Source organism: Ruoffia sp. FAM 26254 (genome assembly GCF_045528545.1).
GTDB classification, from domain to species: Bacteria; Bacillota; Bacilli; order Lactobacillales; family Aerococcaceae; genus Ruoffia; species Ruoffia halotolerans.
This window is the reverse complement of record NZ_JBGQQY010000011.1, coordinates 1-24,532: the sequence shown is the minus strand read 5'-3', so window position 1 is coordinate 24,532 and position 24,532 is coordinate 1. Positions and strand designations below refer to the sequence as shown.

The 24,532-nt window shown below is 37.9% G+C and carries 24 protein-coding genes, 1 riboswitch and 1 other annotated feature; of the genes, 11 read left to right on the top strand and 13 right to left on the bottom strand.

What is annotated here, in order from left to right:
- Positions 1–33: 33 nt before the first annotated feature.
- The 5 genes from ACEN3Z_RS04420 to ACEN3Z_RS04400 form a co-directional block, all read right to left on the bottom strand.
- Positions 34–1,509 (bottom strand): flavocytochrome c, encoded by a 1,476-nt coding sequence (locus ACEN3Z_RS04420; RefSeq protein ID WP_407089793.1) that lies wholly within the window; start codon positions 1,507–1,509, stop codon positions 34–36.
- Between the two features lie 241 nt (positions 1,510–1,750).
- Positions 1,751–3,112 carry a DUF5808 domain-containing protein gene (locus tag ACEN3Z_RS04415; RefSeq protein ID WP_407089792.1) on the bottom strand — a complete coding sequence of 454 codons (1,362 nt, stop codon included), beginning with the start codon at positions 3,110–3,112 and terminating at the stop codon, positions 1,751–1,753.
- Positions 3,109–3,492, bottom strand: a complete 384-nt coding sequence (locus ACEN3Z_RS04410; RefSeq protein ID WP_138403867.1) for a GntR family transcriptional regulator — start codon at positions 3,490–3,492, stop codon at positions 3,109–3,111. The genes ACEN3Z_RS04415 and ACEN3Z_RS04410 overlap by 4 nt, the downstream gene beginning before the upstream one ends.
- Positions 3,493–3,606: 114 nt before the next feature.
- On the bottom strand, positions 3,607–4,365 hold the full coding sequence (locus tag ACEN3Z_RS04405) for a sulfite exporter TauE/SafE family protein (protein WP_138403868.1): 759 nt from the start codon (positions 4,363–4,365) through the stop codon (positions 3,607–3,609).
- A gap of 128 nt (positions 4,366–4,493) precedes the next feature.
- Positions 4,494–5,942, bottom strand: a complete 1,449-nt coding sequence (locus ACEN3Z_RS04400) for a 6-phospho-beta-glucosidase (RefSeq protein ID WP_407089791.1) — start codon at positions 5,940–5,942, stop codon at positions 4,494–4,496.
- A 151-nt stretch (positions 5,943–6,093) separates the two neighbouring features.
- Here ACEN3Z_RS04400 and ACEN3Z_RS04395 point away from each other — a divergent pair, with 151 nt between their 5' ends.
- Complete coding sequence (locus tag ACEN3Z_RS04395) at positions 6,094–6,813, top strand: GntR family transcriptional regulator (RefSeq protein ID WP_407089790.1); 720 nt, start codon at positions 6,094–6,096, stop codon at positions 6,811–6,813.
- 54 nt (positions 6,814–6,867) lie between these two features.
- Here ACEN3Z_RS04395 and ACEN3Z_RS04390 read toward each other — a convergent pair whose 3' ends face one another.
- Positions 6,868–7,548, bottom strand: a complete 681-nt coding sequence (locus tag ACEN3Z_RS04390) for a methionine ABC transporter permease (protein ID WP_407089828.1) — start codon at positions 7,546–7,548, stop codon at positions 6,868–6,870.
- 55 nt (positions 7,549–7,603) lie between these two features.
- Positions 7,604–8,665, bottom strand: a complete 1,062-nt coding sequence (locus ACEN3Z_RS04385) for a methionine ABC transporter ATP-binding protein (protein WP_138403872.1) — start codon at positions 8,663–8,665, stop codon at positions 7,604–7,606.
- A 47-nt stretch (positions 8,666–8,712) separates the two neighbouring features.
- Positions 8,713–8,972, bottom strand: a binding site (T-box leader).
- A gap of 220 nt (positions 8,973–9,192) precedes the next feature.
- Here ACEN3Z_RS04385 and ACEN3Z_RS04380 point away from each other — a divergent pair.
- Positions 9,193–10,365, top strand: a complete 1,173-nt coding sequence (locus tag ACEN3Z_RS04380; RefSeq protein WP_407089789.1) for an aminotransferase class I/II-fold pyridoxal phosphate-dependent enzyme — start codon at positions 9,193–9,195, stop codon at positions 10,363–10,365.
- 277 nt (positions 10,366–10,642) lie between these two features.
- On the opposite strand, the gene ACEN3Z_RS04375 is transcribed toward ACEN3Z_RS04380, so the two are convergent.
- From ACEN3Z_RS04375 to citC, 6 genes are all read right to left on the bottom strand, one after another.
- Positions 10,643–11,941, bottom strand: a complete 1,299-nt coding sequence (locus ACEN3Z_RS04375) for an SLC13 family permease (RefSeq protein WP_407089788.1) — start codon at positions 11,939–11,941, stop codon at positions 10,643–10,645.
- A 169-nt stretch (positions 11,942–12,110) separates the two neighbouring features.
- Positions 12,111–12,644, bottom strand: coding sequence for a citrate lyase holo-[acyl-carrier protein] synthase (gene citX / locus ACEN3Z_RS04370; RefSeq protein ID WP_407089787.1), 534 nt, complete (start codon positions 12,642–12,644; stop codon positions 12,111–12,113).
- The gene (gene citF, locus ACEN3Z_RS04365; RefSeq protein WP_407089786.1) at positions 12,637–14,169 is read right to left on the bottom strand and encodes a citrate lyase subunit alpha; all 1,533 of its coding nucleotides are present in this window, start codon (positions 14,167–14,169) and stop codon (positions 12,637–12,639) included. Before citF ends, citX begins: the two co-directional genes overlap by 8 nt.
- 2 nt (positions 14,170–14,171) lie before the next feature.
- Entirely contained in the window at positions 14,172–15,059 is an 888-nt protein-coding gene (gene citE / locus ACEN3Z_RS04360) for a citrate (pro-3S)-lyase subunit beta (RefSeq protein WP_138403877.1), read from the bottom strand.
- Positions 15,047–15,352: a citrate lyase acyl carrier protein gene (gene citD, locus ACEN3Z_RS04355; protein WP_218930095.1), complete on the bottom strand. Its 306-nt coding sequence runs from the start codon at positions 15,350–15,352 to the stop codon at positions 15,047–15,049. The genes citE and citD overlap by 13 nt, the downstream gene beginning before the upstream one ends.
- Before the next feature lie 16 nt (positions 15,353–15,368).
- Positions 15,369–16,364, bottom strand: a complete 996-nt coding sequence (citC, locus tag ACEN3Z_RS04350) for a [citrate (pro-3S)-lyase] ligase (RefSeq protein WP_407089785.1) — start codon at positions 16,362–16,364, stop codon at positions 15,369–15,371.
- 448 nt (positions 16,365–16,812) lie between these two features.
- On the opposite strand from citC, the gene ACEN3Z_RS04345 reads away from it, so the two are divergent.
- The 9 genes from ACEN3Z_RS04345 to mscL all read left to right on the top strand — a co-directional run bounded on the left by ACEN3Z_RS04345 (position 16,813) and on the right by mscL (position 24,385).
- The gene (locus tag ACEN3Z_RS04345; RefSeq protein WP_407089784.1) at positions 16,813–18,204 is read left to right on the top strand and encodes an oxaloacetate decarboxylase subunit alpha; all 1,392 of its coding nucleotides are present in this window, start codon (positions 16,813–16,815) and stop codon (positions 18,202–18,204) included.
- A gap of 32 nt (positions 18,205–18,236) precedes the next feature.
- Positions 18,237–18,533 (top strand): OadG family protein, encoded by a 297-nt coding sequence (locus ACEN3Z_RS04340; RefSeq protein WP_138403881.1) that lies wholly within the window; start codon positions 18,237–18,239, stop codon positions 18,531–18,533.
- A gap of 16 nt (positions 18,534–18,549) precedes the next feature.
- Positions 18,550–18,909, top strand: a complete 360-nt coding sequence (locus ACEN3Z_RS04335) for a biotin/lipoyl-containing protein (RefSeq protein WP_138403882.1) — start codon at positions 18,550–18,552, stop codon at positions 18,907–18,909.
- Positions 18,910–18,924: 15 nt separating this feature from the next.
- Positions 18,925–20,055 carry a sodium ion-translocating decarboxylase subunit beta gene (locus ACEN3Z_RS04330; protein WP_407089782.1) on the top strand — a complete coding sequence of 377 codons (1,131 nt, stop codon included), beginning with the start codon at positions 18,925–18,927 and terminating at the stop codon, positions 20,053–20,055.
- 208 nt (positions 20,056–20,263) lie between these two features.
- Positions 20,264–20,968 (top strand): GntR family transcriptional regulator, encoded by a 705-nt coding sequence (locus tag ACEN3Z_RS04325; RefSeq protein WP_407089781.1) that lies wholly within the window; start codon positions 20,264–20,266, stop codon positions 20,966–20,968.
- Positions 20,961–21,839, top strand: a complete 879-nt coding sequence (citG, locus tag ACEN3Z_RS04320) for a triphosphoribosyl-dephospho-CoA synthase CitG (protein ID WP_407089780.1) — start codon at positions 20,961–20,963, stop codon at positions 21,837–21,839. The genes ACEN3Z_RS04325 and citG overlap by 8 nt, the downstream gene beginning before the upstream one ends.
- An 88-nt stretch (positions 21,840–21,927) precedes the next feature.
- A riboswitch (THF riboswitch) is annotated at positions 21,928–22,030 on the top strand.
- Positions 22,031–22,070: 40 nt separating this feature from the next.
- Positions 22,071–22,625 carry a folate family ECF transporter S component gene (locus tag ACEN3Z_RS04315; RefSeq protein ID WP_407089779.1) on the top strand — a complete coding sequence of 185 codons (555 nt, stop codon included), beginning with the start codon at positions 22,071–22,073 and terminating at the stop codon, positions 22,623–22,625.
- Between the two features lie 132 nt (positions 22,626–22,757).
- A complete protein-coding gene (locus ACEN3Z_RS04310) occupies positions 22,758–23,891 on the top strand; it encodes an NAD(P)/FAD-dependent oxidoreductase (RefSeq protein ID WP_407089778.1) in 1,134 nt (377 codons plus the stop codon).
- A 119-nt stretch (positions 23,892–24,010) separates the two neighbouring features.
- Entirely contained in the window at positions 24,011–24,385 is a 375-nt protein-coding gene (gene mscL, locus ACEN3Z_RS04305) for a large conductance mechanosensitive channel protein MscL (protein ID WP_407089777.1), read from the top strand.
- Positions 24,386–24,532: the final 147 nt, after the last annotated feature.

Genomic DNA, 24,532 nt, shown 5'->3' with positions numbered 1-24,532 from the left:
CGGCCCCCTTGTTAAAGTTTTATAGATCGGATTTTAGTTTACGAATAACGCACTCTGCTCTCCTGCTTGGCGACCAAAGATAATTATATCAGCTATAGCATTTCCGCCAATGCGATTTGATCCGTGAACACCACCACTTGCTTCACCAGCTGCATATAAACCAGTAATTGCTTCATCAGCTTCATTTAATACTTGAGCGTTTGTGTTAATTTTTACCCCGCCCATTGTATGGTGAATTCCTGGCGCAATTTTTATTGCGTAAAAAGGCGCTTCTTCTAATGCAATCTCCATACCCGTTGTTCTTCCAAAGTTATCATCAGTTCCGTTTGCTACACTATCATTCCAAATCGATAGAGTTTGACTCAATACTTCTGGATCCAATTCTATAGTAGTAGCTAATTCCTCAATAGTATCTCCAACTTTAACCAAGCCCATTGATTCATACTGATCTATGGCTTTCACTCGCCCTCTTAGTGCTTGGTCGAAAATTACGTAAGCAGATGAATCTGTTTGAGATAAGATTGCTTGTGACACTGCATCACGTGTATCTAATTCATTAAAAAATCTCTCGCCCTCTTTATTAACCAAAATAGCACCTTCACCTCGTACTGCTTCAGTAATTAAATATGATGTCTCTTGCTCAACTGTTGGGTGAATTTGTATTTGATCCATATCTACTAACTGAGCGCCAACTTCTTGGGCCATTACTAAGCCATCTCCGGTCGCTCCTTCGTGATTCGTCGTAACAAATCCTTCTAAATCCGGATTATTATCTGTAACCATTTCTAAGTTACCGCCAAAACCACCCGTTGCAATAATTACAGCTTTTGCATTCACTTGATGTTCATTACCTTCAATATTAACTTGGACACCAGTGACTACTCCGTCTTCTTCTAGTATTTCAGTGACATTGGCATTTACGAAAGTTGGAATTTCACGTTCAAATACATTTCGTTGTAAGCCGTCCACTAGATATCCTCCAATTGCTGATCCATCTTCAGGACGATGAGCTCTTGGTACACTCATACCTCCTGTAGTGGTAATACTACTTAAATTGATACCCATAGAGTCTAACCACTCTATTGCTGAAGCAGAATTATCTACTAAATAATGAACTAACTCTTCATCGTTTGTATCGTGTCCGCCTGCCATTGTCTCTTCAAAAAACAATTCATTTGAATCTTCTATACCTTCAGCTTCTTGGAACTTAGATTCAGATGCATTCATTCCAGCTGATGATTTCAGAGTATTTCCACCTAATATTGGCATTTTTTCGAATATGGCCACATTTGATCCAGCATCTTTGGCAGCAATTGCTGCAGCCATTCCTCCTCCACCAGCACCAATAACTATGACATCATATGATTCTGCTAAATCATCTGGGTGTGTAAAGTCTGCTGTGACTTCCGATGCTCCAGATTCTGCATCTGTTTCGCTATCTTGTGCACTAACGTTCAAACTACCTACTATACTGCTTAATACTAAACCCATAATCAATGCTGACTTCATTATCTTACAAACGAACTTCATACTTTAACCCCTTTGTGCTTTAATACACATATTATACATATTAATGAAAGTCATTTCAATATATTGAATAAATAAATTTTATAACTTATGTCGGAATATTTCGGTTTTCCGTCCTAATGTGTATTTTTTTGATTAAATCTGCAGTCCTTTTCAATTCGAATGCGCATTAAACACATCTAAAAAAATAAACCAAACACCTTTAAGTGCTTGGTTCGTTTTACTACTGATTCATTTCCCATTGTTCTACTAATGCTTGATACACGGCTTCAGTCTCTGCTTGCGTCGTTTGGTTAAAGATCAACCACCCTGGTGACTCCCCGTCATTAAACTGAATATCGATGTGGTAAGGATGACTGTCATAGATGAAGAGTTCTACTGGTCCGTAACCCTCTAAGTTAAAATGACCAAAGCGTTTCTCCATTCCACCAAAACCATTTGTGCGTGAGCCTTCTAACGGACCTTCATTTAATTCAATCGATTCGATTTGGTCATAGGCCACTTCAAGTCCGTACATCGGTGCTTCGACGGCAACCGTATCTGCTTGGATTGAAACATCATATTCTGACAGACTCATCATCAGAACGAGCCCAATAATACCGACGACTAAGATTCCGAGGATCGCCATGATGACCTTTCCAGCTGGATGAGCGACATTAATTGTCGTACCCATTCCGGATATACGTTTAGGCACGAATAATCTGAAATCATTTGGATTATAGTAGGCACCCCATTTATACTGGCCTTCTTCTTCAGGCATTTGCCATTCCGCTTGATCAAAAAATGTTGCTTGGAGGTCTTTATTTTTCTGAGTTGTTCGGGCCATTAAAGCAACAATGGCTAGTAAGAACACACCCAATAATAGGATTAGCCACAGATCCGATGGATTAAAGAGAATGAGCGCTGTGAAAGCAATAAAGAAGATATTGACCATTAAACTCATCTCCAAGTAACTCACCGCATTATTTCTTTCAAAATGACGCATGTAAGCTTGGGTCACTTCACTATCTTTGGACACAAACGGCGTCTTACTGCTAATCACCATATCATAAGACAAGGGTATCACGATGAGCGTTAGCGGTACAAGGATTAAAGGCAGAAGGAAACTTCCTGAACTTTGAGCGACCCATGCCATGATTACTGGCACCCAACTCAGTAACCAAATGAGCCATGCCCATTTCTTACTTGGCGCTGCTTTTCCTTTTTCTCGGGTCACACTGATATCGACCACGCGTTTTTGTGTTTCATATATCCAACCCTTTTCCTGCTTTAAGACCATGAATTTTCTTTGCCAAATTGATACTGGCACATAAGATAAGACAAAATAACTAAATAATATGAGTATCCACATAAAATCTCGCAACCCTTGGAATAGATCCAAACTCACCAAGAATGACAAGCCAATAAAGACGGCTCCTATAATTAGTTGAGTCACTCTAAACTGGCGTTGTAATGTCTTAACTTCATCTGTTTCAGCATGTTCTGGCGCAAAAGACAGGCCAAATATTTTGAAATTTTGGTAACTGACGGCGTAATTCATCATCATTACAAAGACTAGGATTAGAATAATCGTCATTAAAATCATTGATTCTCTCTCCCTTCAATTAAATTTTCTAACATCGACACGACTTTTTCTTTAAGAGCTTGATTGTCCTCCGTCTTGGCTAAGCCTTCTGCCAAAGTCACTTCCAGTCGGTTTAAATACTCACTTTCAATCATATCGTCTGGATTCTCTCGCACTTTTGTTCCAACCCGACGGTCCACTACAATAATACCTTCCCGCTTCAAGGTTTGATAAGCCTTGTTCACCGTCATTGGATTGACGCCCAAATCTTGAGCCAGTTGCCTTGCGCTTGGTAAATTTTCTCCGTATTTTAAATCCCCGCGGCCGACTCCTAACACAACTTGATCGCGAATTTGTTGGTATATCGGTGTTTCCGCTGATAAATCTATCTCCATTAACATGTTCTCACCCCTTCGATTCCATCTCCATTACCTGTATTACATCATATAATACACAATATACACTTGTCAATCAAAAAAATAGAGCGTTTAATTAAAAACGCCCCATCTAAATGATTAAATCGCTTGGATAAAGTTACCAATATTAACTGCACCTAGAATTAGAATCATAATAAAAATATAAGTTCTAAATTTGTCAGTGTCTATTTTGTTGTAAATTTTTCTTCCGATATACATGGCTAAAGCAACGACTGGAACTGAAAAGGCGAAGTAAATAGCCACATCCCAATTCCAAAAGCCACTTAAAGCATGACCGGAAATAACAAATACGCTCGAGATCAAGAAATGAGATTGAACTGTTCCGAGAAACTGACGTGGCGTCCAATCACGGGCCGCAGCATAAAGTACCACTGGAATACCGTTCATATTGTAGGCACTCCCTAACATACCGCCTAGAAATCCGAATGGATAAGAGTAATTTGGATTTTCAAATTTTGCTTGTAAGTAATCTCGACGCGCGGGTGAGGCCGTGAGTGAATACATTGAATAAATCACTAAGACACTCCCTAAAATCAAGTTAATCACTGACTGTTCTGCAAAGCGAACTAGAATCAGTCCAACCGGAATCCCGATGATTGTTGCGAGTGTTAATTTCTTAATCACGACTGGATCTTTATCTTTCCAACCTCTTTGAATTGACATTAACGCAGTTGTCATCCCAGTCAGACCAATTAATGACACCGATACTGAAAATGGAATCGGTAGTAGCGCTAATAATGGCATACTTACAACTGAGTCCCCAAAACCAAAGGTTGCACGCATGAGTGAGCCTAAAAAGACCGCTCCAACAACCATTAAAATTAGAGTATAATCCATCAAATAACCTCTTTCACTTAAATTTCAACTCTTTGAGTGTAGCATAGACTAAAGGGGGCGTCTATTAAGGAAAGGGGCATTTAGACAACAAAAAGCCCGAACACCCCCCATGTTCGAGCCTTCTTAAATTAAGCTTCTAAATCTTCACCATTTGTTGCGATAACTTTTTTGTACCACTCAAATGAATCTTTTTTCGAACGGTCGAGAGTTCCGTTCCCTTCGTTATCACGGTCAACATAAATCATTCCGTAACGTTTTTTCATTTCACCGGTAGTAAATGAAACTAAGTCAATAATTCCCCAAGGAGTGTAACCCATTAATTCAACGCCATCATAATCGACTGCTTTGATTAACTCTTCGATATGGCCTTTTAAGTAGTTAATACGCTCTGGGTCATGGATGCTGTCGTCTTCTTCAACCGTGTCTATAGCTCCAAAACCATTTTCAACGATGAATAAAGGAACTTGATAACGATCCCACAAGCGATTTAATACATAACGTAAACCAACAGGGTCAATTGTCCAGCCCCAATCACTAGCTGATAAGTAAGGATTGTCAACTTGATAAGGAATCTTACCATGAACGTTTGCTTCCTCATCTTCACCTTGCCCGCTATTAATATCAACCGCATTCGACATGTAGTAACTGAACCCTAGATAATCAACGGTTCCATTAGCTAAAATATCTGCGTCACCGTCTTTCATTGGAATATTCAGGCCTTCACGTTCGAATTCTTTTAGAGCATAATTTGGATAGTAACCATTTACTTGAACATCTGGGAAGAAGTAACGTAGACGCATTGATTCTTCAGCAAGCATCACGTTTTTAGGGTCTGAATTGATTGGATAGATTGGAATATGAGAAACCATTGCGCCAATTTCAAAATCCGGATTAATTTCTTTACCAATCGCAACAGCTTTTGCACTTGCTAAAAGAACATTATGCGCAGTTGTATACATGACTTCTTTAGGATTCTCGCCTTCTTTAACTTGAACCCCGACGTTCGTCCATAAGAAGATTGGATTCGAATAATCCATCATGTTATTAATTTCATTGAAAGTCATCCAATATTTTACTTTATCTTTATAACGGTTAAATACAACTTCAGCGAATTTTACAAAGAAATCAATGACTTTACGGTTTCTAAATCCACCATATTCATGAGCCAAATGCAGCGGCATTTCAAAGTGAGTTAAGGTAATCACCGGTTCGATATCATGCTTTAATAACTCATCGAAAAGATCATCATAAAATTGTAGACCTTCTTCATTCGGTTCTGCTTCGTCACCTTTTGGAAAAATACGCGTCCAGTTAATTGACGTACGGAGCGCTTTTAAGCCCATCTCAGCGAATAACGCCACATCTTCTTTATAACGATGATAGAAATCAATCGCTTCGTGGTTTGGATAGTATTTACCGGCTTCAACGGTTTCTGTAATTTCACGCGGTTGTCCGTTCGCACCTGCGGTCATTATATCCGCAACGCTCGGCCCTTTACCACCTGCATTCCAGCCACCCTCTAATTGATGGGCAGCTACTGCCCCGCCCCATAAGAAATCTTTTGGTAATTTACTCATAAATATATCCTCCTCATTCTTTGTCAATCTTCATATTTTTAAAATATTGATCAGTACAGGTATAATTTTAATTATACCTGTACACTTTGTCAAGTTAAAGCTTCTATGATATATTAATGAGGACAAACAAACTAAGTAAAGGACTAATAACATGCTTAAATATGAATATACAGCAAAAGAAATAATTAAATATATAGAAGCTAATAATTTAAAGCAAGGTGATAAATTACCTAGCTTAGATGAATTAGTTTCCAAATTTGAAGTAAGTAAGAACACTGTCATTAAAGCCTTGGATGAGTTAGAAAGCCACGGATTAATTTATCAAGTAAGAGGGAGTGGTATTTTTGTTCGAGGACGTAGACATAAAGGCTATATTAACCTTATGGAGATTCAAGGTTTTGACAGCATGTTGCGCGAATTCGATATAACATCCACTGTCTTAGAGTTAAAAGAAGTCATCCCGTCTGAAACCGTTCAGGCACATCTACAAATCGACGCTAATCAACCAGTTTATTACTTGAAGCGACTCCGTTATATCGAGGGACGCATCTTTTGTATTGAAGAATCTTACTTTGATAAAAATATCGTCATGTATTTGAATGAACAAATCGCAAAAGATTCCGTCTTTAATTACTTAACGAACAATCTAAAACTGCAAATCAGTTTCTTAGACCATTACCTCAGAGTTGGTAAGTTAAACCAACAAAATGCCGTTTACTTAGAATTACAAGAAGGCGACCCAGGTATTCAAGTCGAATCGATCTTTTACTTGGCTAATGGTGTGCCATTTGATTATTCAAAAATCATCTACCATTATGAAGAGTCACAGTTCTTTATTCAAGGAAATAGCTACTCCAACTTAATGAACTAAAAAAGAGCAGGCATCTTAGAATCATTGATTCTAAGATGCCTGCTCTCGCTATATTTAATGTTCAGTCTTTCGGATTAACAAGTTAAAGATTAATTGTGTAATAAAAACGATAATTAAGATCAACACAGTTGCGACTAGGATAACGTCCATACGACTACGTTGGTAACCTCTCGCAATAGCCATCGTACCTAATCCACCCCCACCAACAGTTCCGGCCATCGCTGTTAAACCAATGACGTTAATAACGGTTGAGGCACTTACACGTAATAAAGCTGTTAACCCTTCGCGTAAATAAACACGCGTAATAATATCAAAACTTGATGATCCCATGGCTTCAGCAGCTTCAACTACCCCTGGATTAACCTCTAATAAGGCAATCTCAACTTGACGAGCAAAGAATGGAATCGTACTTACAATAATTGGAATTGTTGCAGCTGTTGGTCCAATCGTTGTTCCAACAATCGCTCTTGTTACATTTATTAATAAGGCCAGTAAAATAATAAATGGAATTGATCGGAAGATATTCACCAGTGAATCTAAGACCTTATAAACGACTTTATTCTCTAAAATCCCATTGAAACCAGTCACTGTCATAATAATACCCAGTATCAAACCGATTAAACCACCGATTCCAATAGATACGAGCATCATATAAACTGTTTCCCAAATGGCTTCCACAAATTCTTCTCTTAATTCCCAGGCATATGGAATGTGTGTTTCTAAAAATGTAACAATACCTGACGACACTTCTTTCGAACTACTTCCAATTGTTAAGACTAATTCGCTCATGTTATCCCTCCCTCTTCACGTATTCTTTTACTAAATCATTAAATCTTTGTGTGCTGACATCACTATTTTCAAGATGCTCAATCACTTTATCAACATTCTCTGATGTCCCTTCGACTGCGATTAACATATTCCCAATCGGTGTATTTTGTAAAATTTCCACATGTCCGTAAAGGATATTGACGTTTACATCAAATTCGCGTACTAAGTTACTTAAGATGGGTTTCGTTGTTTCATCTCCAACGTAACTCAAGCGAATAATCTCACCATTCTCATCAATGTTTTGAATCATTGGATGCGTGAGGACTAAACCGATTTCTTGGTCAAAATGCGTGGCTGTATTAATAAATTCTTTTGTTAATGATTTTTGAGGATTTGTGAACATATCAACGATTGAACCTTGTTCTAATACATGCCCGTCTTCCATAACAGCTACGCGATGACATAGGTCTTTGACTACAGACATCTCATGTGTAATAATCACGATGGTTAAACCTAATTGTTCGTTTAATTTGCGTAATAAATCTAGGATTGACGATGTTGTCTTGGGATCCAAAGCACTTGTTGCTTCATCACATAAAAGAACGTCTGGATCATTCGCTAAGGCACGCGCAATCGCGACACGTTGTTTTTGACCTCCAGATAATTGACTTGGATAATTATCTGTCTTCTCTTCTAAACCAACGAGATCTAATAACTCAGCCACTTTATGAGCGACCTCATCTTTACTTAAGCCACTTCCTTTTAACGGAAAAGCGACATTATCAAAAATTGTACGCGAATCCATTAAGTTAAAATGTTGGAAAATCATTCCAATCTTTTTACGCGCTCCACGTAATTCTTTCTTACTTAATTTTTGCATTTCTTGTCCATTTACCGTAACCGTTCCTTGTGTGGGTGGCTGTAGTAAGTTAATCGTACGTACTAAGGTACTTTTACCTGCCCCACTGTAGCCAACAATTCCGAATATTTCACCGCGATCAACTGTAATATTCACGTCTTTAACCGCCGTGACAACTTTGTCATCATTACTAAAAATAACATCGATATCTTTTAGTTCAATCAATTTTTTATCCTCCTATCTATACAAAAAAAGCACATTCATCTCTTTAAAAAAAGGACGAATGTGCATAAAAAGTTCGTGGTACCACCTTAATTCGCCAAACCATTACTAGCCTAGCCTCATACAGTACAAATCTCTAAGAAAATATTTATACTGCGACGATGTTAACGGTTGTTTCCGTTCATTCTTACTTATCTTCAGAATGACCGCTCCATGGCCATGTTCACAAGCTATCTCTTTACTCACTTTCACCATCTGCGAGCTCTCTTTGAAAGATGTCACTTCTTACTTACCATTTCATAGCGTTTAGTATTTTTTTATCTGTGTGTAAGCATATCTAAAAATGAGAATAATGTCAATGCACTTTATGTAATTCTCATAATCAAAAACAGCAAAAACTACAACACTTAAAACGCACACTATCACTTCAATCTTCCTAAATTTTAATAATTATGGTATTATGAGGTTGTTATTAAGATTAAAATCAGATGAGTTTATTCTATACAATGCAATACGTAGGAGGAATATATATGACAAAAAGAAATACAAAAGAAACGTTAAAATCTATTAAACCGAGTCCGATTCGTGCCTTTAATGATAAAATTTCAGGTATCGAAGGCTTAATTAAATTAACCTTAGGTGAACCAGATTTTCCAACACCTCGTTTCATTAAAGATGCAGCAATTCAATCTATCGATAAAAGTTTTAACGGATACAGCCATTCAAAAGGGTTAGCTGAATTACGTGAAACGATTAGCGGTTATTTAAAACGTAAGTACGACCTAGATTACCGTGCTGAAGATCAAATTATTGTAACCGTGGGTGCGACTGAAGCAATTTTCGTTTCACTATATGCATTACTAAACCCTGGTGATAAAGTTGTTGCCGCTGCGCCGAACTATGCGGTTTACAAAACTCAAGTAAACTTAACTGGTGGGGAATTTGTACCGGTAGACGTAACAGAAGATGACTTCATCTTAACGCCAGAACGCTTAGACAAAGTGTTGACTGAAGATAAAGACATTAAAGTCTTATTAATGAACCACCCATCAAACCCAACAGGACATACTTATACAGCTGAGCAAATCGAAGGCCTTGCTGAAGTCGTTAAAAAACATGATATTTGGGTGATTTCAGATGAAATCTATGCAGAGTTAACTTACAAAGGCAAACACGTCTCAGTAGCTAAATATCTTCCAGAACACACGATTTTAATCAATGGTGCATCTAAATCGCATTCTATGACTGGATGGCGTATGGGGATTGTTGCGGGGCCTGCAGATGTCTTAAAACAAATTTTTGTTATTCATCAAGGTGCAATCAATGCGCCAACAACGCAAGCACAATTTGCTGGACTTGCTGCTTACTCAGAAGAAGGAGACGCAGCCATTGAAGAAATGCGCTTAGAATACAAGATCCGTCGTGATTACTTATTGGGCCGATTCCGCGATATGGGCTTCGATGTCTCAACACCGAATGGTGCCTTCTATCTATTCATCAAGATTCCAGATTGGTTTGAAGGCGACGACATGGACTTCTGTCTTAAAGTTGCTCACGAAGCAAAAGTTGGTCTAGTGCCTGGTCAAGCATTCGGTGAAGCTGGTAAAAACTACTTCCGTCTAAGTTATGCTGCAAATCTAGAAAACCTAGAAACAGCCGTTGACCGTATTGAAGCTTTTGTTGAAGAAAATAAACTTAAATAAGTATAGTGATAATTATCAACACCTCCAAGTGATGCTTGGAGGTGTTCTTTGTATTGGTTAATCAGTGGTTAAGTAGAAGAATTATTATTTATTCTTCCGGTTAAACCGATTAAATGGAAGAATATTTTATTATTGTTCTGGTTAAAGTGATTAAATGGAACAATTCTCGCCTATTCTTCCAGTTACCACCCGAATCTTTAAAAATCTGCAAAGAAAAAACACACAGCGGACTGTGTGTTTTTATTGTTAATGAAAAACGGTTTGTTGCTTTGTGGCTCTAGAATTGCACTACACCTAAGAGTGTTGCAGCTATTAATGTAATGATACTTGCTGCCCACATAATTGGTAAGTTTGCTTTAATATGCTCACCAATGGTTGTACCAGCCAATGATACCCCAACGTAGTTGGCAGCAACTGTTGGACTGATGTAAGTACCATAAGTACCTGTAATTAAGAATGTAGCAGCAACTGTCGATGCTGAAATTCCGAATGGCTCTACAATTCCGATTACAATTGGAAGTAATGCGAAGTAGAACGCGTCTGTACCAAGAACCATCATTAATGGTACTGAGAATAATGCTAAGAACCAGTGTGTGTGTGGTGCGATAAATTCTGGTAATGCGTTAATAATTGTTGTAGCCATTGCTTCAACCATTCCAGAACCTTCGATAACACCAATAAAGATACCTACGGCGAATAATGTCATCGTCATAACGATAGCGTTATTACCATATTCTTGGATCTTCTTACCTTGTTCTTTCACTGATCTAAAGTTACCTAAGATTGCGAATGCGTATGCAACCATGAAGATAAAGTGCATTGGTAAACCAGTATCGATAAATAATAGAGCTAACATAATTAATGTTACAACTAAGTTATAGATGTAAAGACCTTTGCTTGTTTTTGGTTCTGCGTCAGCAGTATCTGCTAAGTCAGCAATATTAATGTTTCCATCAACACCTGAACCTTCACGTTTACGACGTGAGTTAATCACAGCATTCACGATTGCTAATAAGAACATTACAATTACAGCTGGGAAGATGAATGAATAAAGTTCAGAAACCTCTACCCCTGCTACAGAAGCTGCACGAATTGTTGGTCCACCCCAAGGGATAATATTCATCGCTGACATTAGTCCAACAACTGTTCCTAAGAATACTACTGGACGAACGCCTAACTTATCCATAATTGGTTTAAATGCTGGAATTACGATTAAGTAAGTTGAAGCACCACTACCATCTAAGTGAGATGCAACAGCAACTAGTAAAATAGCGATAAAGATCGCAGTAATTTTGTTACCAACTTTACTAATTACAAAGTCCACTAACGGGTCGAATAATCCCTGTTCTGACATTAATGTAAAGAACGAGATCGAGAATAAGAACAGCACTGCTGTATTTAAGATAGATGCTAACCCATCGTTAACATATAAACTTATATCCGCAATACTTGCTCCAGAAACTACTACTGCGATCAGTGGTAAAATGATGAAAGCCATCGGTGGAGACATTTTCTCTCCGATTAAGACAAACATCAATATGATTATGAGTATAAAACCTATTATTGCTAAATTCATTTTTTCCTCCTATATATATATTATTTTGTGAAACTTCCCCCAAACACTCATTAAGAAACCGTTTACAGTTACATTCTAATATAGTAATCCTATTAAAACAATATGCGCACTGTCTTTTAACTGTTCTTTACATGTGTATTTCTTCACATAAAACCCAATAGACAATCACTTATCCTAAAAGGATATTTGCGATTGCTTCTTGTGATTCTTCAATTGAGTGTTTGCGAGAACGAGCACATTCTTTAGCTGGACGGTCGCAAATATAACATTGACGCTTTCCTACTCCAACCTCTTCACGCTTCAAACTGCTTAATTTTCCGTCTTCTAATTTAACAACATCTAAATCAAAGACACGGCCTTTTGAATGCGTTTCTTCAAGTGCCACCATTCTTTTTTTCAATTCAATACTATCAATATCCACAAAGAAATATGCTTCTGGCCCAGTTGGCAAGTTCAAATCTTCTGAAAACTGAACCGTCACATCGTCTAACTTTGCTTTTATTTCCGTCAGCATTTCTTCAAAGACACCCACTAGATAAAGAGATGTTTTAATATTACCTGGTATATTCAAAGTGACAGATAATAATGAACCCGGAGAATGTTGATTAATAATCTGGGTCTGTCTGAATGCACGTTTTTCACGCGCATCCAGCATCTCCATTAAACTCACTTCCGGGCCATTAAATACTTCATCCTTATACATTGCGAACAACGTCGATCATCGTACCATCACGGTATTGAATTAAAGCAACGTCTTTCTCTCCATATTCAATTGGTTGAGGTGTTCCTACTATTGCGTAAGCTTTCTCTTTTAATTCTTCAATTGTAAATTGTGGAATATCAACGTTCTTGAAATGTTCTACTAAATCTTGACGTTGTGGATTAATGGCAATACCAATTTCAGTAACAACTACGTCAACACTTGATCCTGGTGTAATGACTGTGTTAACTTGCTCAACAACAGTCGGTATTCTTCCTCGAACTAACGGTGAGATAACTAATGACATCTTACTTGCTGATGCTGTATCTGGGTGACCACCAATGGCTCCACGAATTACTCCGTCTGATCCAGTAACAACGTTAACATTGAATTCTGTATCGATTTCAAGTGCCGATAAAATACATACATCCAACTGGTTGATCGCAGCCCCTTTAAATAATGGGGAAGCGTAGAAAATCGCGTCAATTTCCGTATGCTCAGGATTACGTCCTAATGATTCTCCTGATGGTGCATCGAAGTCTTGAACATCAATTAATTTATCTACTAAACCTTCTTCATGTAGCTCCACCATTGCATTTGTAATACCACCTAAAGCAAAGCTAGCAGTGATATTTTCTTTAATCATATCTTCACGTAAGTAACGAGATACAGCTAATGATGCACCACCTGTACCTGTTTGGAATGAGAATTCATCTTTAAAGTATGGTGAGTTCGTAATCACTTGGTTAGCGTATTTTGCGATAACTAATTCTTTAGGGTTTTGCGTGAATCGAGTTGCCCCCTTAGCAATCCCTGAAGGATTTCCGATAGCATCAACTTCAACAACATAGTCAACATCTGTTTGAGGAATGCTAATTGGTGTATTTGGATAAGGCATTAATGAGTCTGTAATGGCTACAACGTTGTCTGCATATCTTGCATCCACTTTCGCGTAACCTAATGAGCCACAAATTGCTTTACCTTTAGTACCATTTATATTTCCATAGGCATCTGAACTTGGCGCACCTATGAAGGCAACATCAATTTTGATTTCGCCTGATGCAATTGCTTGTGCACGTCCACCATGAGAACGTAGTACAACTGGGTTTTTCATAATTCCGTCTGAAACTGCTGCTCCGACTTTATCACGTAAACCGCTTGATGTAATGTTTGTGACTACACCATTTTTAATGTGTTCGATTAATGGCTCATGAACGTTAGCAATTGAACTTGGTGCAATCGTTAAATCTTTAATTCCCATTGCTCCAATCTCATCCATGACCATGTTTAATACATAGTCACCTTCACGGAAGTGGTGGTGGAAAGAAATTGTCATACCGTCTTTAAGTCCTGTTTTTTCAATCGCTTCACGTAAGCTACCTACTAATTTGTCATCACCTAGTTTAATAGGATTGATTTTACGGATAGTCTCTTCATATTGTGTGCTGTATTTAGATTCTTCTCCATAAGCACCGTATTGATCAACAATATGTTGTGGAATATCGCGACCGACTGTATTCTTAACCATAATTATAGTTCCTCCTCTGTAATGATATTCGCTGCTTTAGCTAAAGCAATCACACGCTCAGCACGTTCAACGATTGGCTTATCAACCATTTTTCCGTTAACAGAGATAACCCCTGAACCTTTTTCTTCAGCTTCTTGAATTGCCCAAATAATTTCTTTTGCATTGTCAATTTCTTTTTGTGTTGGTGCGTATTCATCATGAACAATTGGAATTTGACGAGGGTTGATAATTGATTTTCCATCGAAACCTAATTGTTTAATACGTTGTACTTCATTTCTGAAGCCTTCTTCGTTATCTACGTCTGAATAAACAGTATCTAAAGCTGCAATACCTGCATCTCTCGCTGCATGTAGAATGAAGCTACGTGCGAAGAATAATTCTTCTCCAGTGGCACTTCTTTCAGTCTTCATGTTTGTCACGTAGTCTTCTGCTCCTAGAGCGATACCGATTAAGCGGTCTGACGCGTGAGCAATCTCACGTACATTTAAAATACCTGTAGCTGATTCGATCGCAGCCATAATATTTGTTGTACCCACTTCGATGCCGTTTTCTCTCTCAACTCGTTCGATAACAGCTTCGACGTCTTTGATTTCTTGTGCATTTTCAGTTTTTGGTAAACGAATCACGTTCACGCCACCTAATACTGATGCTTCGATATCCTGATCTCCACCAGCTTTTAAATCGTTAATACGAACAACCGTTTCAACGTTACTATAGTCGATATTTTTTAATGCATTATGTACTAACATACGTGCAGTATCTTTCTCGTTCAATGATACTGCATCTTCTAAATCAAACATTACTGCATCTGAGCCGTATAGAGGCGCATCTCTAAGCATTGCTGCGTTAGCACCAGGCACAAACATCATCGTTCTTCTTAAACGCTCCATGTTGCAATCTCCTTCCAGTTAAATGTAGTTTCATCAGCAGCGCGATAAACAGCTGCAATTGTTCTTGCTTGAACGGTACAATCTAATGCACCTTGGTCAACAGCAGTTACTTTTGCGTTTTCCACTCCAAGTTTTTCTAAAGTTTCTTTGATGACTTTACGGATTTGTGCTCCGAATTGTTTCTCTACACTACTTTCTAGTTCAATCACGATACCATTATCTGATTGGGCCACAGTGACCATAATGTCAGATGACTCTACCGTCCCTGCGACACCATTTTGTTTAATTTCCATCTTTTTCACCTCAAATTTATTTTTTGTTTTGAATATAGTCGTACGTTGTACTTGGAACTAAGTTTTTAATGCTTTCTGGATGACCTTCCGAAAGTGCTTGACGTACTTTCGTTGCACTAATCACTTCACCTTCTACTTCTAATCTTGGAATAATTTCTAATTCCAAATCATCTTGAAAAACTTCGCTCATACTTTCGTTATAAATCTCTGTTACGCGTGAATAGGGCTCTTTACCGACGAGGCGGTGTCTGATATTAAGAATCGGAGCCACTCTTTCTTTAAATAACGTAGCATCAACCGTTGCTTGAATTCGTGCGACACTTTCTTGAGCACGATCTCGCAAGAAGTACGATGGGAATGTTGCCGAAGAGACCATATAATCATTCGTTGGTAAGACAATGATATTTGTCATGTCAGCGGTTGCACGTTTTACCAACATCATCCGCTCCTCATCATTAAATTCAGAACGATCTTCAGACAGAACGAATACATACACGTAATCACTTCGTTTGGCTGTTTCTTCAATTAAGTGAAGGTGTCCTTTAGTAATCGGGTTGGCGTTCATAACGACTGCGCCATTGTTTCCTTCTTTTTTATGATTACTTAACATAGATAAGTAATCTTCAAAATTAGGATGACCAAATTCCATGAAGGTAACATTCGACGTCTCTACAATCTTATTAAAGCCTAGTGATTTAAAGTAAACACTATTCTTTGGACATGTATAGACGAAATAATGATTTGAGCCATTACTTCTTAGTTGATCCATTAGATGGACAACAATATCCGTCAGAAAGTTTTCTGATTGATAGTCTGAATGAACGGCTACACATTTAATAACGTTGCCAGCATATGAACCAGTAGCAACGAGATCATCACCTTTATAAATACCGACTGTATAATCGGTCTGTTCCTGAGTGCTTAAGTTGGAAGTTTCTAATAAATCTTCCCAATCTTTGCGTGCACTTTGGCTTCGATGAATCCATAAACGTTTCGTTGTATACACTATCATCTTCCTTTTTTATTGACTAAAAGTTCTATTGCCTGCCCCAAACCAATATTGTATGAAGAAAATCATTTATTTCTTCATTCCACTATTTATTATATATTAATTTTATTAATCGTGTTGTTTTTCCCCTGTATTTTATAATTCTAATCCTTATGCTGCCTAACATGTTAACGTTATCAGTCGATTAGAATGTTATTATGATGTAAATATTATGACAGAATCACCTATAGTATTGTTGGATTAAATTTACTTCTTCTATATAAAGCCGTTTTAATCAGCAATCTATTTAAGGTCTTTTAGAGTTATATTTAATCCTGTTTTTATTTTATGCAAAAATTTATACGCAAAAAAACACCATTAGAACAGTATTTTCCCAAAAAAGAATTTCATTCCAAGGTGTTTTCGCTTACAATAAAGATAAATATAACTTATGAGAAAGGTTGATATATATATGGTTGAAGTACGTATTAATGAAACCGTCTTGAGAGATGCGCATCAAAGTTTGATGGCAACGCGCATGTCGACAGAAGATATGCTTCCAATTATTGAGAAAATGGACTCGGCGGGATATTACGCACTTGAATGTTGGGGGGGTGCAACTTATGACTCAGCGATTCGTTTCTTAGATGAGAATCCATGGGAACGACTACGCGAAATTCGTAAACGTACGCCGAATACGAAATTGATGATGTTACTTAGAGGTCAAAACTTAATCGGCTACCGTCACTATGCTGATGATGTTGTTGATAAGTTTATTCAAAAGGCTGTTGAGAACGGCATTGATATCTTCCGAATCTTCGATGCGTTAAACGATTCACGTAATGTTCGCGCTTCACTTGAAGCAGTTAAGAAATACGGTGCACATGCACAATTAGCAATTGCATATACAACAAGTGATGTTCATACCGTTGAGTATTACACAAAACTAGCAAAAGAATACAACGATATGGGTGCTGACTCAATCTGTATTAAAGACATGGCTGGTATCTTAACTCCGGCTGTTACTCGTGAATTAATTCCAGCGATTAAAGCTGTGATTGATGTGCCATTAAACTTACACACGCACGCAACAAGTGGTGTGTCACAAATGACTTACTTAGCTGCTGTTGAGAATGGCGTTGATATTATTGATACAGCGATTTCTCCATTAGCTGAAGGAACAAGTCAACCACCTACTGAATCAATGGCATTAACATTAGAAGAATTAAATATTAATACACACTTAAACATTGATACTTTAGAAGAAATTGCGGACTACTTTAAAGGCATTCGTGATAAATATTTAGCAGACGGAACATTAGACAGTAAAATGATGTTCGCTGATCCTAAAGCTTTAATTTACCAAGTTCCTGGTGGTATGTTATCGAACTTAAACTCACAACTCCGCCAAGCAGGTGCTTTAGATAAATACGATGCTGTACTTAACGAAGTTCCTTCTGTTCGTGAGGACATGGGCTTCCCACCACTTGTAACACCCTTGAGTCAAATGGTTGGAACACAAGCGGTATTCAACGTCTTAGCTGGAGAACGCTACAAGATGGTGCCTAACGAAATTAAGGACTACTTAAAAGGCTTATATGGTAAATCTCCTGCACCAGTGGATGAGGAATTCCGTCGCTCAATTATCGGTGACGCAGAAGTCATCGAAACGCGTCCAGCAGATCGTTTAGATCCAGAGTTCGAAAAACTTAAAGCTGAATTAGGCGACCTAGGTAAAAATGATGAAGACGTATTAACTTATACTTTATTCCCACAAGTGGGTCAGCAATACCTAGAAAGAAAATATCAACCTAAACCAGTAGCTGGAGAAACAATTAAGATTCAAGCACGCTACGGTCAATAAAGAGTCGATGAACGAAGGAGGAATTTAATTAGATGGAATCAATCAGTATTATGGACGGTTTGATGTTAACTATCGTTTCCATGCTTACAGTATTTTCAGTACTACTAGTTCTTTGGGGACTAACAGAAATGATTGCAAAGTTTGTTAACGGAAGTGATAAAGCCGAACCTGCACCTGCAGCAGCTAAACCAGCACCTGCAGTAAACACAAACAACTTAGCACCAAACAAAAAGCATCAACAAGTTGCTGAATTAGTCGCTTTAGCATTAGCGTCTGAAGATGAGCCAAACAAAAAGTTAGAAATCCAAGAATCAAAACGAATTAAATAATCGGAGGATATAAATCATGAAAAAATACGAAATCGAAATTAATAATGAAGTATACCGCGTATCGGTAAAAGAATTACCTGCTGATGCAGATATGTCAACGGGTCAAACAGCTGCTCCTGCTACTCAAGAAACACAAAGTGCTCCAGCACCTGCTGCAGCATCAGGCGGAACAGAAATTAACGCACCAATGTCTGGAACTATCTTAAAAGTTGCTGTCACACCAGGTCAATCAGTTGCTCAAGGGGATACATTAATCGTCTTAGAAGCTATGAAGATGGAGAACGAAATTGTTGCTCCTGCTGATGGTGTTGTTGGTTCAATTAGTGTCAGTCAAGGTGACAGTGTACAATCTGATCAATTACTACTGACTATATAGGAGGTATTCGTTTACATGTTAGACACAATCAATGAACTTATACAAACTTCCGGGTTTTTAAGTATAACTATACAGGAAATTATCGTCATTATGTTGGCTTTGGTTTTAATCTTTTTAGCCGTTTCTAAAAACTATGAACCATATTTATTAATTCCAATTGGATTCGGTATGTTACTAGCTAACTTACCTCTGACGGGATTAATGGATCCTGCTACTGCAACAGAGAATGGTGGATTGCTTCATTACTTATATCAAGGGGTCGGGCTCGGAATATTCCCACCACTGATCTTCCTCTGTTTAGGAGCATCTACTGACTTTGGTCCGCTTATTGCGAATCCAAAAACATTATTATTAGGTGGAGCTGCTCAATTCGGTATCTTCGCTGCATTCTTCGGTGCATTAGCCTTAGGTATGACGCCAAGTGAATCTGCTGCGATTGGTATTATTGGGGGAGCAGATGGCCCAACAGCTATCTATATTTCTTCTCAATTAGCTGAGCATATCTTGCCAACAATTGCGATTGCTGCTTACTCATACATGGCGCTTGTTCCAATTATTCAACCGCCAATTATGCGTGCGTTAACAACTGAAAAAGAAAGAACAACTGTTATGACGCAAGCACGTCCAGTATCACAAAAGGAAAAAATCATTTTCCCAATCGTTGTTACTTTATTCGTGAGTTTACTAATTCCTTCAGCAGCATCATTAGTTGGGATGTTAATGTTAGGAAACTTAATTCGTGAAAGTAAAGTTGTACCGTTAATCACAACAACTTTAGAGAATTCAATGATGTATATCGTTACAATTCTTTTAGGTATTTCAGTAGGTGCTTCAGCAGATGCCGCTACATTACTATCATTTGATACAATCAAAATTATTTTCTTAGGTCTATTCGCCTTTGCTATTGGTACGACAAGTGGTGTCCTTATGGGTAAACTTATGTACAAACTAACAAATGGTAAAGTGAATCCCTTAATTGGTTCTGCAGGTGTTTCTGCTGTACCGATGGCTGCACGTGTTGCACAGTCTGAAGGGATTAAAGCAAACCCTAATAACTACTTATTAATGCACGCAATGGGACCAAACGTAGCTGGAGTTATCGGATCAGCTGTTGCAGCTGGTATCTTACTAAGCTTCTTTGGATAATCAATGTAACAAATGTGTTTATAACGAAGGTATACTTTTAACAAAGTGCACCTTCGTTTTTTTAGTATTTTGTATTTATGTATGTTGAATTGAAGCTATTACCATAGCTTATTGAATTTCAACTCAAATAAGTATACAATTCAAGTGCATTGTTTAATGACACATTTTGTCCTTTGAAAAGAGTAATATATAATTTAGGAGGTATACAATGGATTCTACAGTTGAAGCCGTTAAGGCAAATTTAGATATCAATTCCAATCAAACGTTAAAAGTTTCTGTCTATCATGCATTTAAGCGTACCATTATCTTAGGTGAAATTCCCGCAGGTGAGCGTATTAATGAATCCGTTTTCTCAGAAGAAATGAACATTAGTCGAACTCCTATTCGCTATGCGCTCGAACAACTCTTAAAAGAAGAACTGGTTGAGCATGTTCCGGGTATCGGGATGATTGTTAGAGGGATTAGTATTAAAGATGCATATGAAATTTATGATATTCGTAAAGCACTCGACACACTTGCCTTTACGAAAGCTATGCACCTGATGACCGAGGAGGATTTCGATGAACTTGAGCGCCATTTACAAAGCGGGGATAGCATTCAGACAAAAGAATCTGATGACCGAATTGATAACCTAATTAATAATTTCTCTGGGTTTAATGCTTATGTTTATGAAAAGTCACAGATGCGTCGTCTACTGAAAATTATTGATGAGCTGCAAGCCTATCTCGTTTACTTTAGAGAATTATCCATTCGTTCAGAAGTTCGCAGTAAAATTGCACTAGAAGAGCACTTCTTAATCTTAAGAGGGATGCGAAAGAAAGATGTTGAAACAATGACCATGCTTATTCATGAGCATCTCGATCATTCATTGAAGTTTATTATTGAAGATATGGAGAATCGTAATATTGGATAATGTACACTCAATCCATCATCGCATTCCCCGTCTCGCAACGAAAGCTTTGATGTATGAGGTTTCTTTATCACCTAAACCAGGTTTAGTGGATCGTTTCAATAATGGTTCGCATCGAGATATGAACTATTACACGTTTATTGATAGCGTAATGTCTTTTGAACCTTTCTTTAAGCAGTATTATGACTTAGGGAGAAGTTTGCATCAAACAGAAGATTTAAGTGAATTATTTAACGGCTCAAGACGTATTGGGATTAATGCGGAAATCGCTATGTTTGAAGCAACGCATGGTATTAATACTCATAAAGGTGCTAACTTTTCATTCGCCCTTTTACTTGTAGCTGTAGGTTATATTATTGAGCGTAAGCAGTTATCGACTTGGTCAGCTTCTCATACAACCGAAGCGTTTCAATTGATTCGTTTAATGACCAAAGATATCTTACTGAAAGATTTTGATGATGTGCATACAAGAGAAAAACTATCTCATGGCGAGAGATTGTATATTGAACATGGCATTACGGGGATTCGTGGCGAAGCAGTTAGTGGCTACCCTATCTTACAAGATGTGTTGATGCCCTATTTACGTAGTTTAGATGATCCAATACTAGAACATAATTTATTAAAAGCATTGCTACTCATCATGGGACACATTGAAGACGGCAATATTATTCACCGGGGTGGGTTCGAAGCTTGGGAAACCATTAAGATGGAAGCACTTACTTTATTTAATGATCCTAATGAGCCGAGCGAATTTCTAGAAGCGCTGCACGAATATGACCAAGTGATGATTGAACGACATCTGAGTCCTGGTGGAGCGGCGGATGCTTTAGCTTTAGGTATCTTCTTGTCTCTATTAGAACAAGCAGATTTTTAATACAGCGCCCTTCTTCCTTAGTGAGCTATATTTTCTAACAAAAATACAGTATAATGAAGATATAATTGGAAACAATTAAATAAAGGATAACAGAGTAAAAAATAAGCGTGAAGTGTTCTTAGATGGGATGTTGCTAAGAAACGAAACTTGGTTCACTGAACTAGGTGCGATTTATTTTTGCATTCGCTGCATATCACTGTGTGGCTCTCTGTGAAAGAGGAGAGTATTTATATGAACAAGAAGGTAGACGTCGAGCAGAACATTAGACCAAGGAAAGTTACAACGTCGCAGTTAACTTTAATGGCGGTTATGATCGCCGCAAGGATTGTCTTAAGTTTCATTCCGTCTTTAAATTTCGGTAACTTAGCTGAAATCGGCCTTGGCTTTGTCGGTACAGCTTTTAGTGGGATTTTATTTGGTCCCTTTTTCGCTTTGCTCGTTTCAACAGTGACAGACTTAATCACTTTTTTCATTAGTGGGAGTGGGTTCTTTTTCCCTGGCTTCACGTTAAGTGCCGCTTTAGGTGGATGGATTTACGGCTGGGTTCTATGGCGTAAGCCAATCAGTTGGAAACGTGTGTTTGTTGCGGTTTTACTCGTGACATTAATTATCAATTTAGGTTTGAATTCCGTGTGGATTCGCATGATGTATGGCCGAGCATGGGCTGCTTTCATGCCAATGAGAATTGTTAAAAATCTTATCTCATTACCAATTAACACGATTATATTAACGTTCCTATTCAAGTCACCAACCATCGAAAAACTCATTAGAAAATATCAATTTTAAAAACATTCAATAAAAACCCTCTGTCTAGCGTGCGAGCCCAGTGATTACTGGCACGTTGGACAGAGATTTTTTGTTTTTTTACATAAAAATCCTTTATAATATAGGGAACAAGTAATCAGGAAAGGTGATAGTATGGTTAAAAAAATTGCAATTATTGGTGGGGGTATTGTCGGTTCAACGGCGGCTTACTATTTAGCGCGGTCTGGTCACACAGTCACAGTCTTTGACCACGGAGTTGGCCAAGCTACGCGCGCTTCTGCAGGTATTATCTGCCCTTGGTTCTCTTTACGTCGGAATAAGCCTTGGTACTTTCTAGTATCTAAAGGGGCTGAGTTTTATCATCAGTTTATGCAAGATTTGAAAGATGATGGTTATAATACAGACGCTATCTATCAAATCGATGGTGCGATCATGATTCGAAATACAGATAAACGCGTTCAAAAAGACCTTGATCAAGCAGAAGCGAAACAAGAAGCTTCACCTTCAATTGGAGAAGTTAAGAAACTTTCAACAGAAGATATCTCGGATTATTTACCTTCAATTGAATCGGATCATCCAGCGACGTGGGTTGAAGGTGGGGGTCGCGTTCATGGTGATGCCCTTATTGATACACTTCACCAAGCAATTCAAGACTTAGGTGGGAAAATCATTCGTGAAAAAGCCCAACTTAAGAAAGAAAGTGGGGATATCTACATTTCTACCCCTTCGGTGGCTAAGCATAATTTTGACCGCTTACTTCTTTCTCCTGGTCCTGGTTTAACAAACATATTAGAACCTCTAGGATACAAGGTTGATATTCGCGCTCAAAAGGGTCAACTCTTTGTGCTTAAAAATACTGACTGGATTGACCAGCATTGGCCAGTGATCATGCCTCCAGGACAAAGTGATATCATCCCATTCAATAATGGTGAAATTATCATTGGTGCAACACACGAAGATGACCAAGGCGACAACTTAGATGTTGATGAAGCTGTGCTACATGAATTACGAGATGAAGCTAGAAAATGGATGCCAAGTGTTGATGACCATGACATCGTTGAATCTAAAGTAGGAACACGGGCGCATACGTCAGATTTCTCAGTGCTTGTTGGTGTAGTACCAGACTTAGACAATGTCTGGGCAGTCAGTGGCTTAGGATCATCTGGTCTAACAAGTGGGCCATTCTTAGGCTATCAGTGGGCAAAACTCGTTGAAACTGATGCTTGGGACATTGATAAAGAGGCTTTTCCGATTGAAAAATACATTCAAGCAAATGACGCTCAATAGTCAGCTCACCCTGCCAAGATAAGTAATTCTTATAATCACATGATTAGAGTTTTAATTGAAAACGTGGTATATTTGAATTAGCAATTTATTTTATTATTATCCTTGAGGAGGATGTTCTTATGTGGAAAGAGTTTAAAGGCTTTATTGCGAACGACAGCATTATCACTATGGCAACCGGTATTATTATGGGTTCTGCATTTACTGCAATTGTTAATTCATTAGTTAACGATATTTTCATGCCGATTATTGTGGCAGTCACAGGTCAAGCAGATGTATCCGGTGTTGCTATTTCAATTGGTAACACTGAATTAGCTGTTGGGTTATTCTTACAAGCTATTATTAACTTTATCTTAGTGGCTTTATTCTTATACTTAACACTTAAAGCGTTAGAGAAAGTACAAAATAAAAAAATCGTTGCTCCAGACGAAGAACCTGCTGGACCAACTGAAACTGAATTATTAGAAGAAATTTTAGGAGAATTACGTAAAAAATAATTCTTTAGACATTAAAACTCACCTGAATAATTCATAGTTTTACTAATAGTCTTTCCTAACATTGATTTAATAGTCTTTAAAGTAATCTGCTTCATCACCCATTAGGTGATGAAAAAAGACCCCCTTTCTGATATGGTTAATTCACCA

Excerpts from the sequence above, each read along its gene's own strand:
- citX (WP_407089787.1), bottom strand. The coding sequence starts at position 12,644 with ATGTATAAGGATGAAGTATTTAATGGCCCGGAAGTGAGTTTAATGGAG.
- ACEN3Z_RS04345 (WP_407089784.1), top strand. The coding sequence starts at position 16,813 with ATGGTTGAAGTACGTATTAATGAAACCGTCTTGAGAGATGCGCATCAA.
- citC (WP_407089785.1), bottom strand. The coding sequence starts at position 16,364 with ATGATAGTGTATACAACGAAACGTTTATGGATTCATCGAAGCCAAAGT.
- ACEN3Z_RS04335 (WP_138403882.1), top strand. The coding sequence starts at position 18,550 with ATGAAAAAATACGAAATCGAAATTAATAATGAAGTATACCGCGTATCG.
- ACEN3Z_RS04380 (WP_407089789.1), top strand. The coding sequence starts at position 9,193 with ATGACAAAAAGAAATACAAAAGAAACGTTAAAATCTATTAAACCGAGT.
- ACEN3Z_RS04405 (WP_138403868.1), bottom strand. The coding sequence starts at position 4,365 with ATGGATTATACTCTAATTTTAATGGTTGTTGGAGCGGTCTTTTTAGGC.
- ACEN3Z_RS04340 (WP_138403881.1), top strand. The coding sequence starts at position 18,237 with ATGGAATCAATCAGTATTATGGACGGTTTGATGTTAACTATCGTTTCC.
- ACEN3Z_RS04325 (WP_407089781.1), top strand. The coding sequence starts at position 20,264 with ATGGATTCTACAGTTGAAGCCGTTAAGGCAAATTTAGATATCAATTCC.
- citD (WP_218930095.1), bottom strand. The coding sequence starts at position 15,352 with ATGGAAATTAAACAAAATGGTGTCGCAGGGACGGTAGAGTCATCTGAC.
- citE (WP_138403877.1), bottom strand. The coding sequence starts at position 15,059 with ATGGAGCGTTTAAGAAGAACGATGATGTTTGTGCCTGGTGCTAACGCA.
- ACEN3Z_RS04400 (WP_407089791.1), bottom strand. The coding sequence starts at position 5,942 with ATGAGTAAATTACCAAAAGATTTCTTATGGGGCGGGGCAGTAGCTGCC.
- ACEN3Z_RS04310 (WP_407089778.1), top strand. The coding sequence starts at position 22,758 with ATGGTTAAAAAAATTGCAATTATTGGTGGGGGTATTGTCGGTTCAACG.
- ACEN3Z_RS04330 (WP_407089782.1), top strand. The coding sequence starts at position 18,925 with ATGTTAGACACAATCAATGAACTTATACAAACTTCCGGGTTTTTAAGT.
- ACEN3Z_RS04415 (WP_407089792.1), bottom strand. The coding sequence starts at position 3,112 with ATGATTTTAATGACGATTATTCTAATCCTAGTCTTTGTAATGATGATG.
- ACEN3Z_RS04315 (WP_407089779.1), top strand. The coding sequence starts at position 22,071 with ATGAACAAGAAGGTAGACGTCGAGCAGAACATTAGACCAAGGAAAGTT.
- mscL (WP_407089777.1), top strand. The coding sequence starts at position 24,011 with ATGTGGAAAGAGTTTAAAGGCTTTATTGCGAACGACAGCATTATCACT.
- ACEN3Z_RS04420 (WP_407089793.1), bottom strand. The coding sequence starts at position 1,509 with ATGAAGTCAGCATTGATTATGGGTTTAGTATTAAGCAGTATAGTAGGT.
- ACEN3Z_RS04395 (WP_407089790.1), top strand. The coding sequence starts at position 6,094 with ATGCTTAAATATGAATATACAGCAAAAGAAATAATTAAATATATAGAA.
- ACEN3Z_RS04410 (WP_138403867.1), bottom strand. The coding sequence starts at position 3,492 with ATGTTAATGGAGATAGATTTATCAGCGGAAACACCGATATACCAACAA.
- ACEN3Z_RS04375 (WP_407089788.1), bottom strand. The coding sequence starts at position 11,941 with ATGAATTTAGCAATAATAGGTTTTATACTCATAATCATATTGATGTTT.
- citF (WP_407089786.1), bottom strand. The coding sequence starts at position 14,169 with ATGGTTAAGAATACAGTCGGTCGCGATATTCCACAACATATTGTTGAT.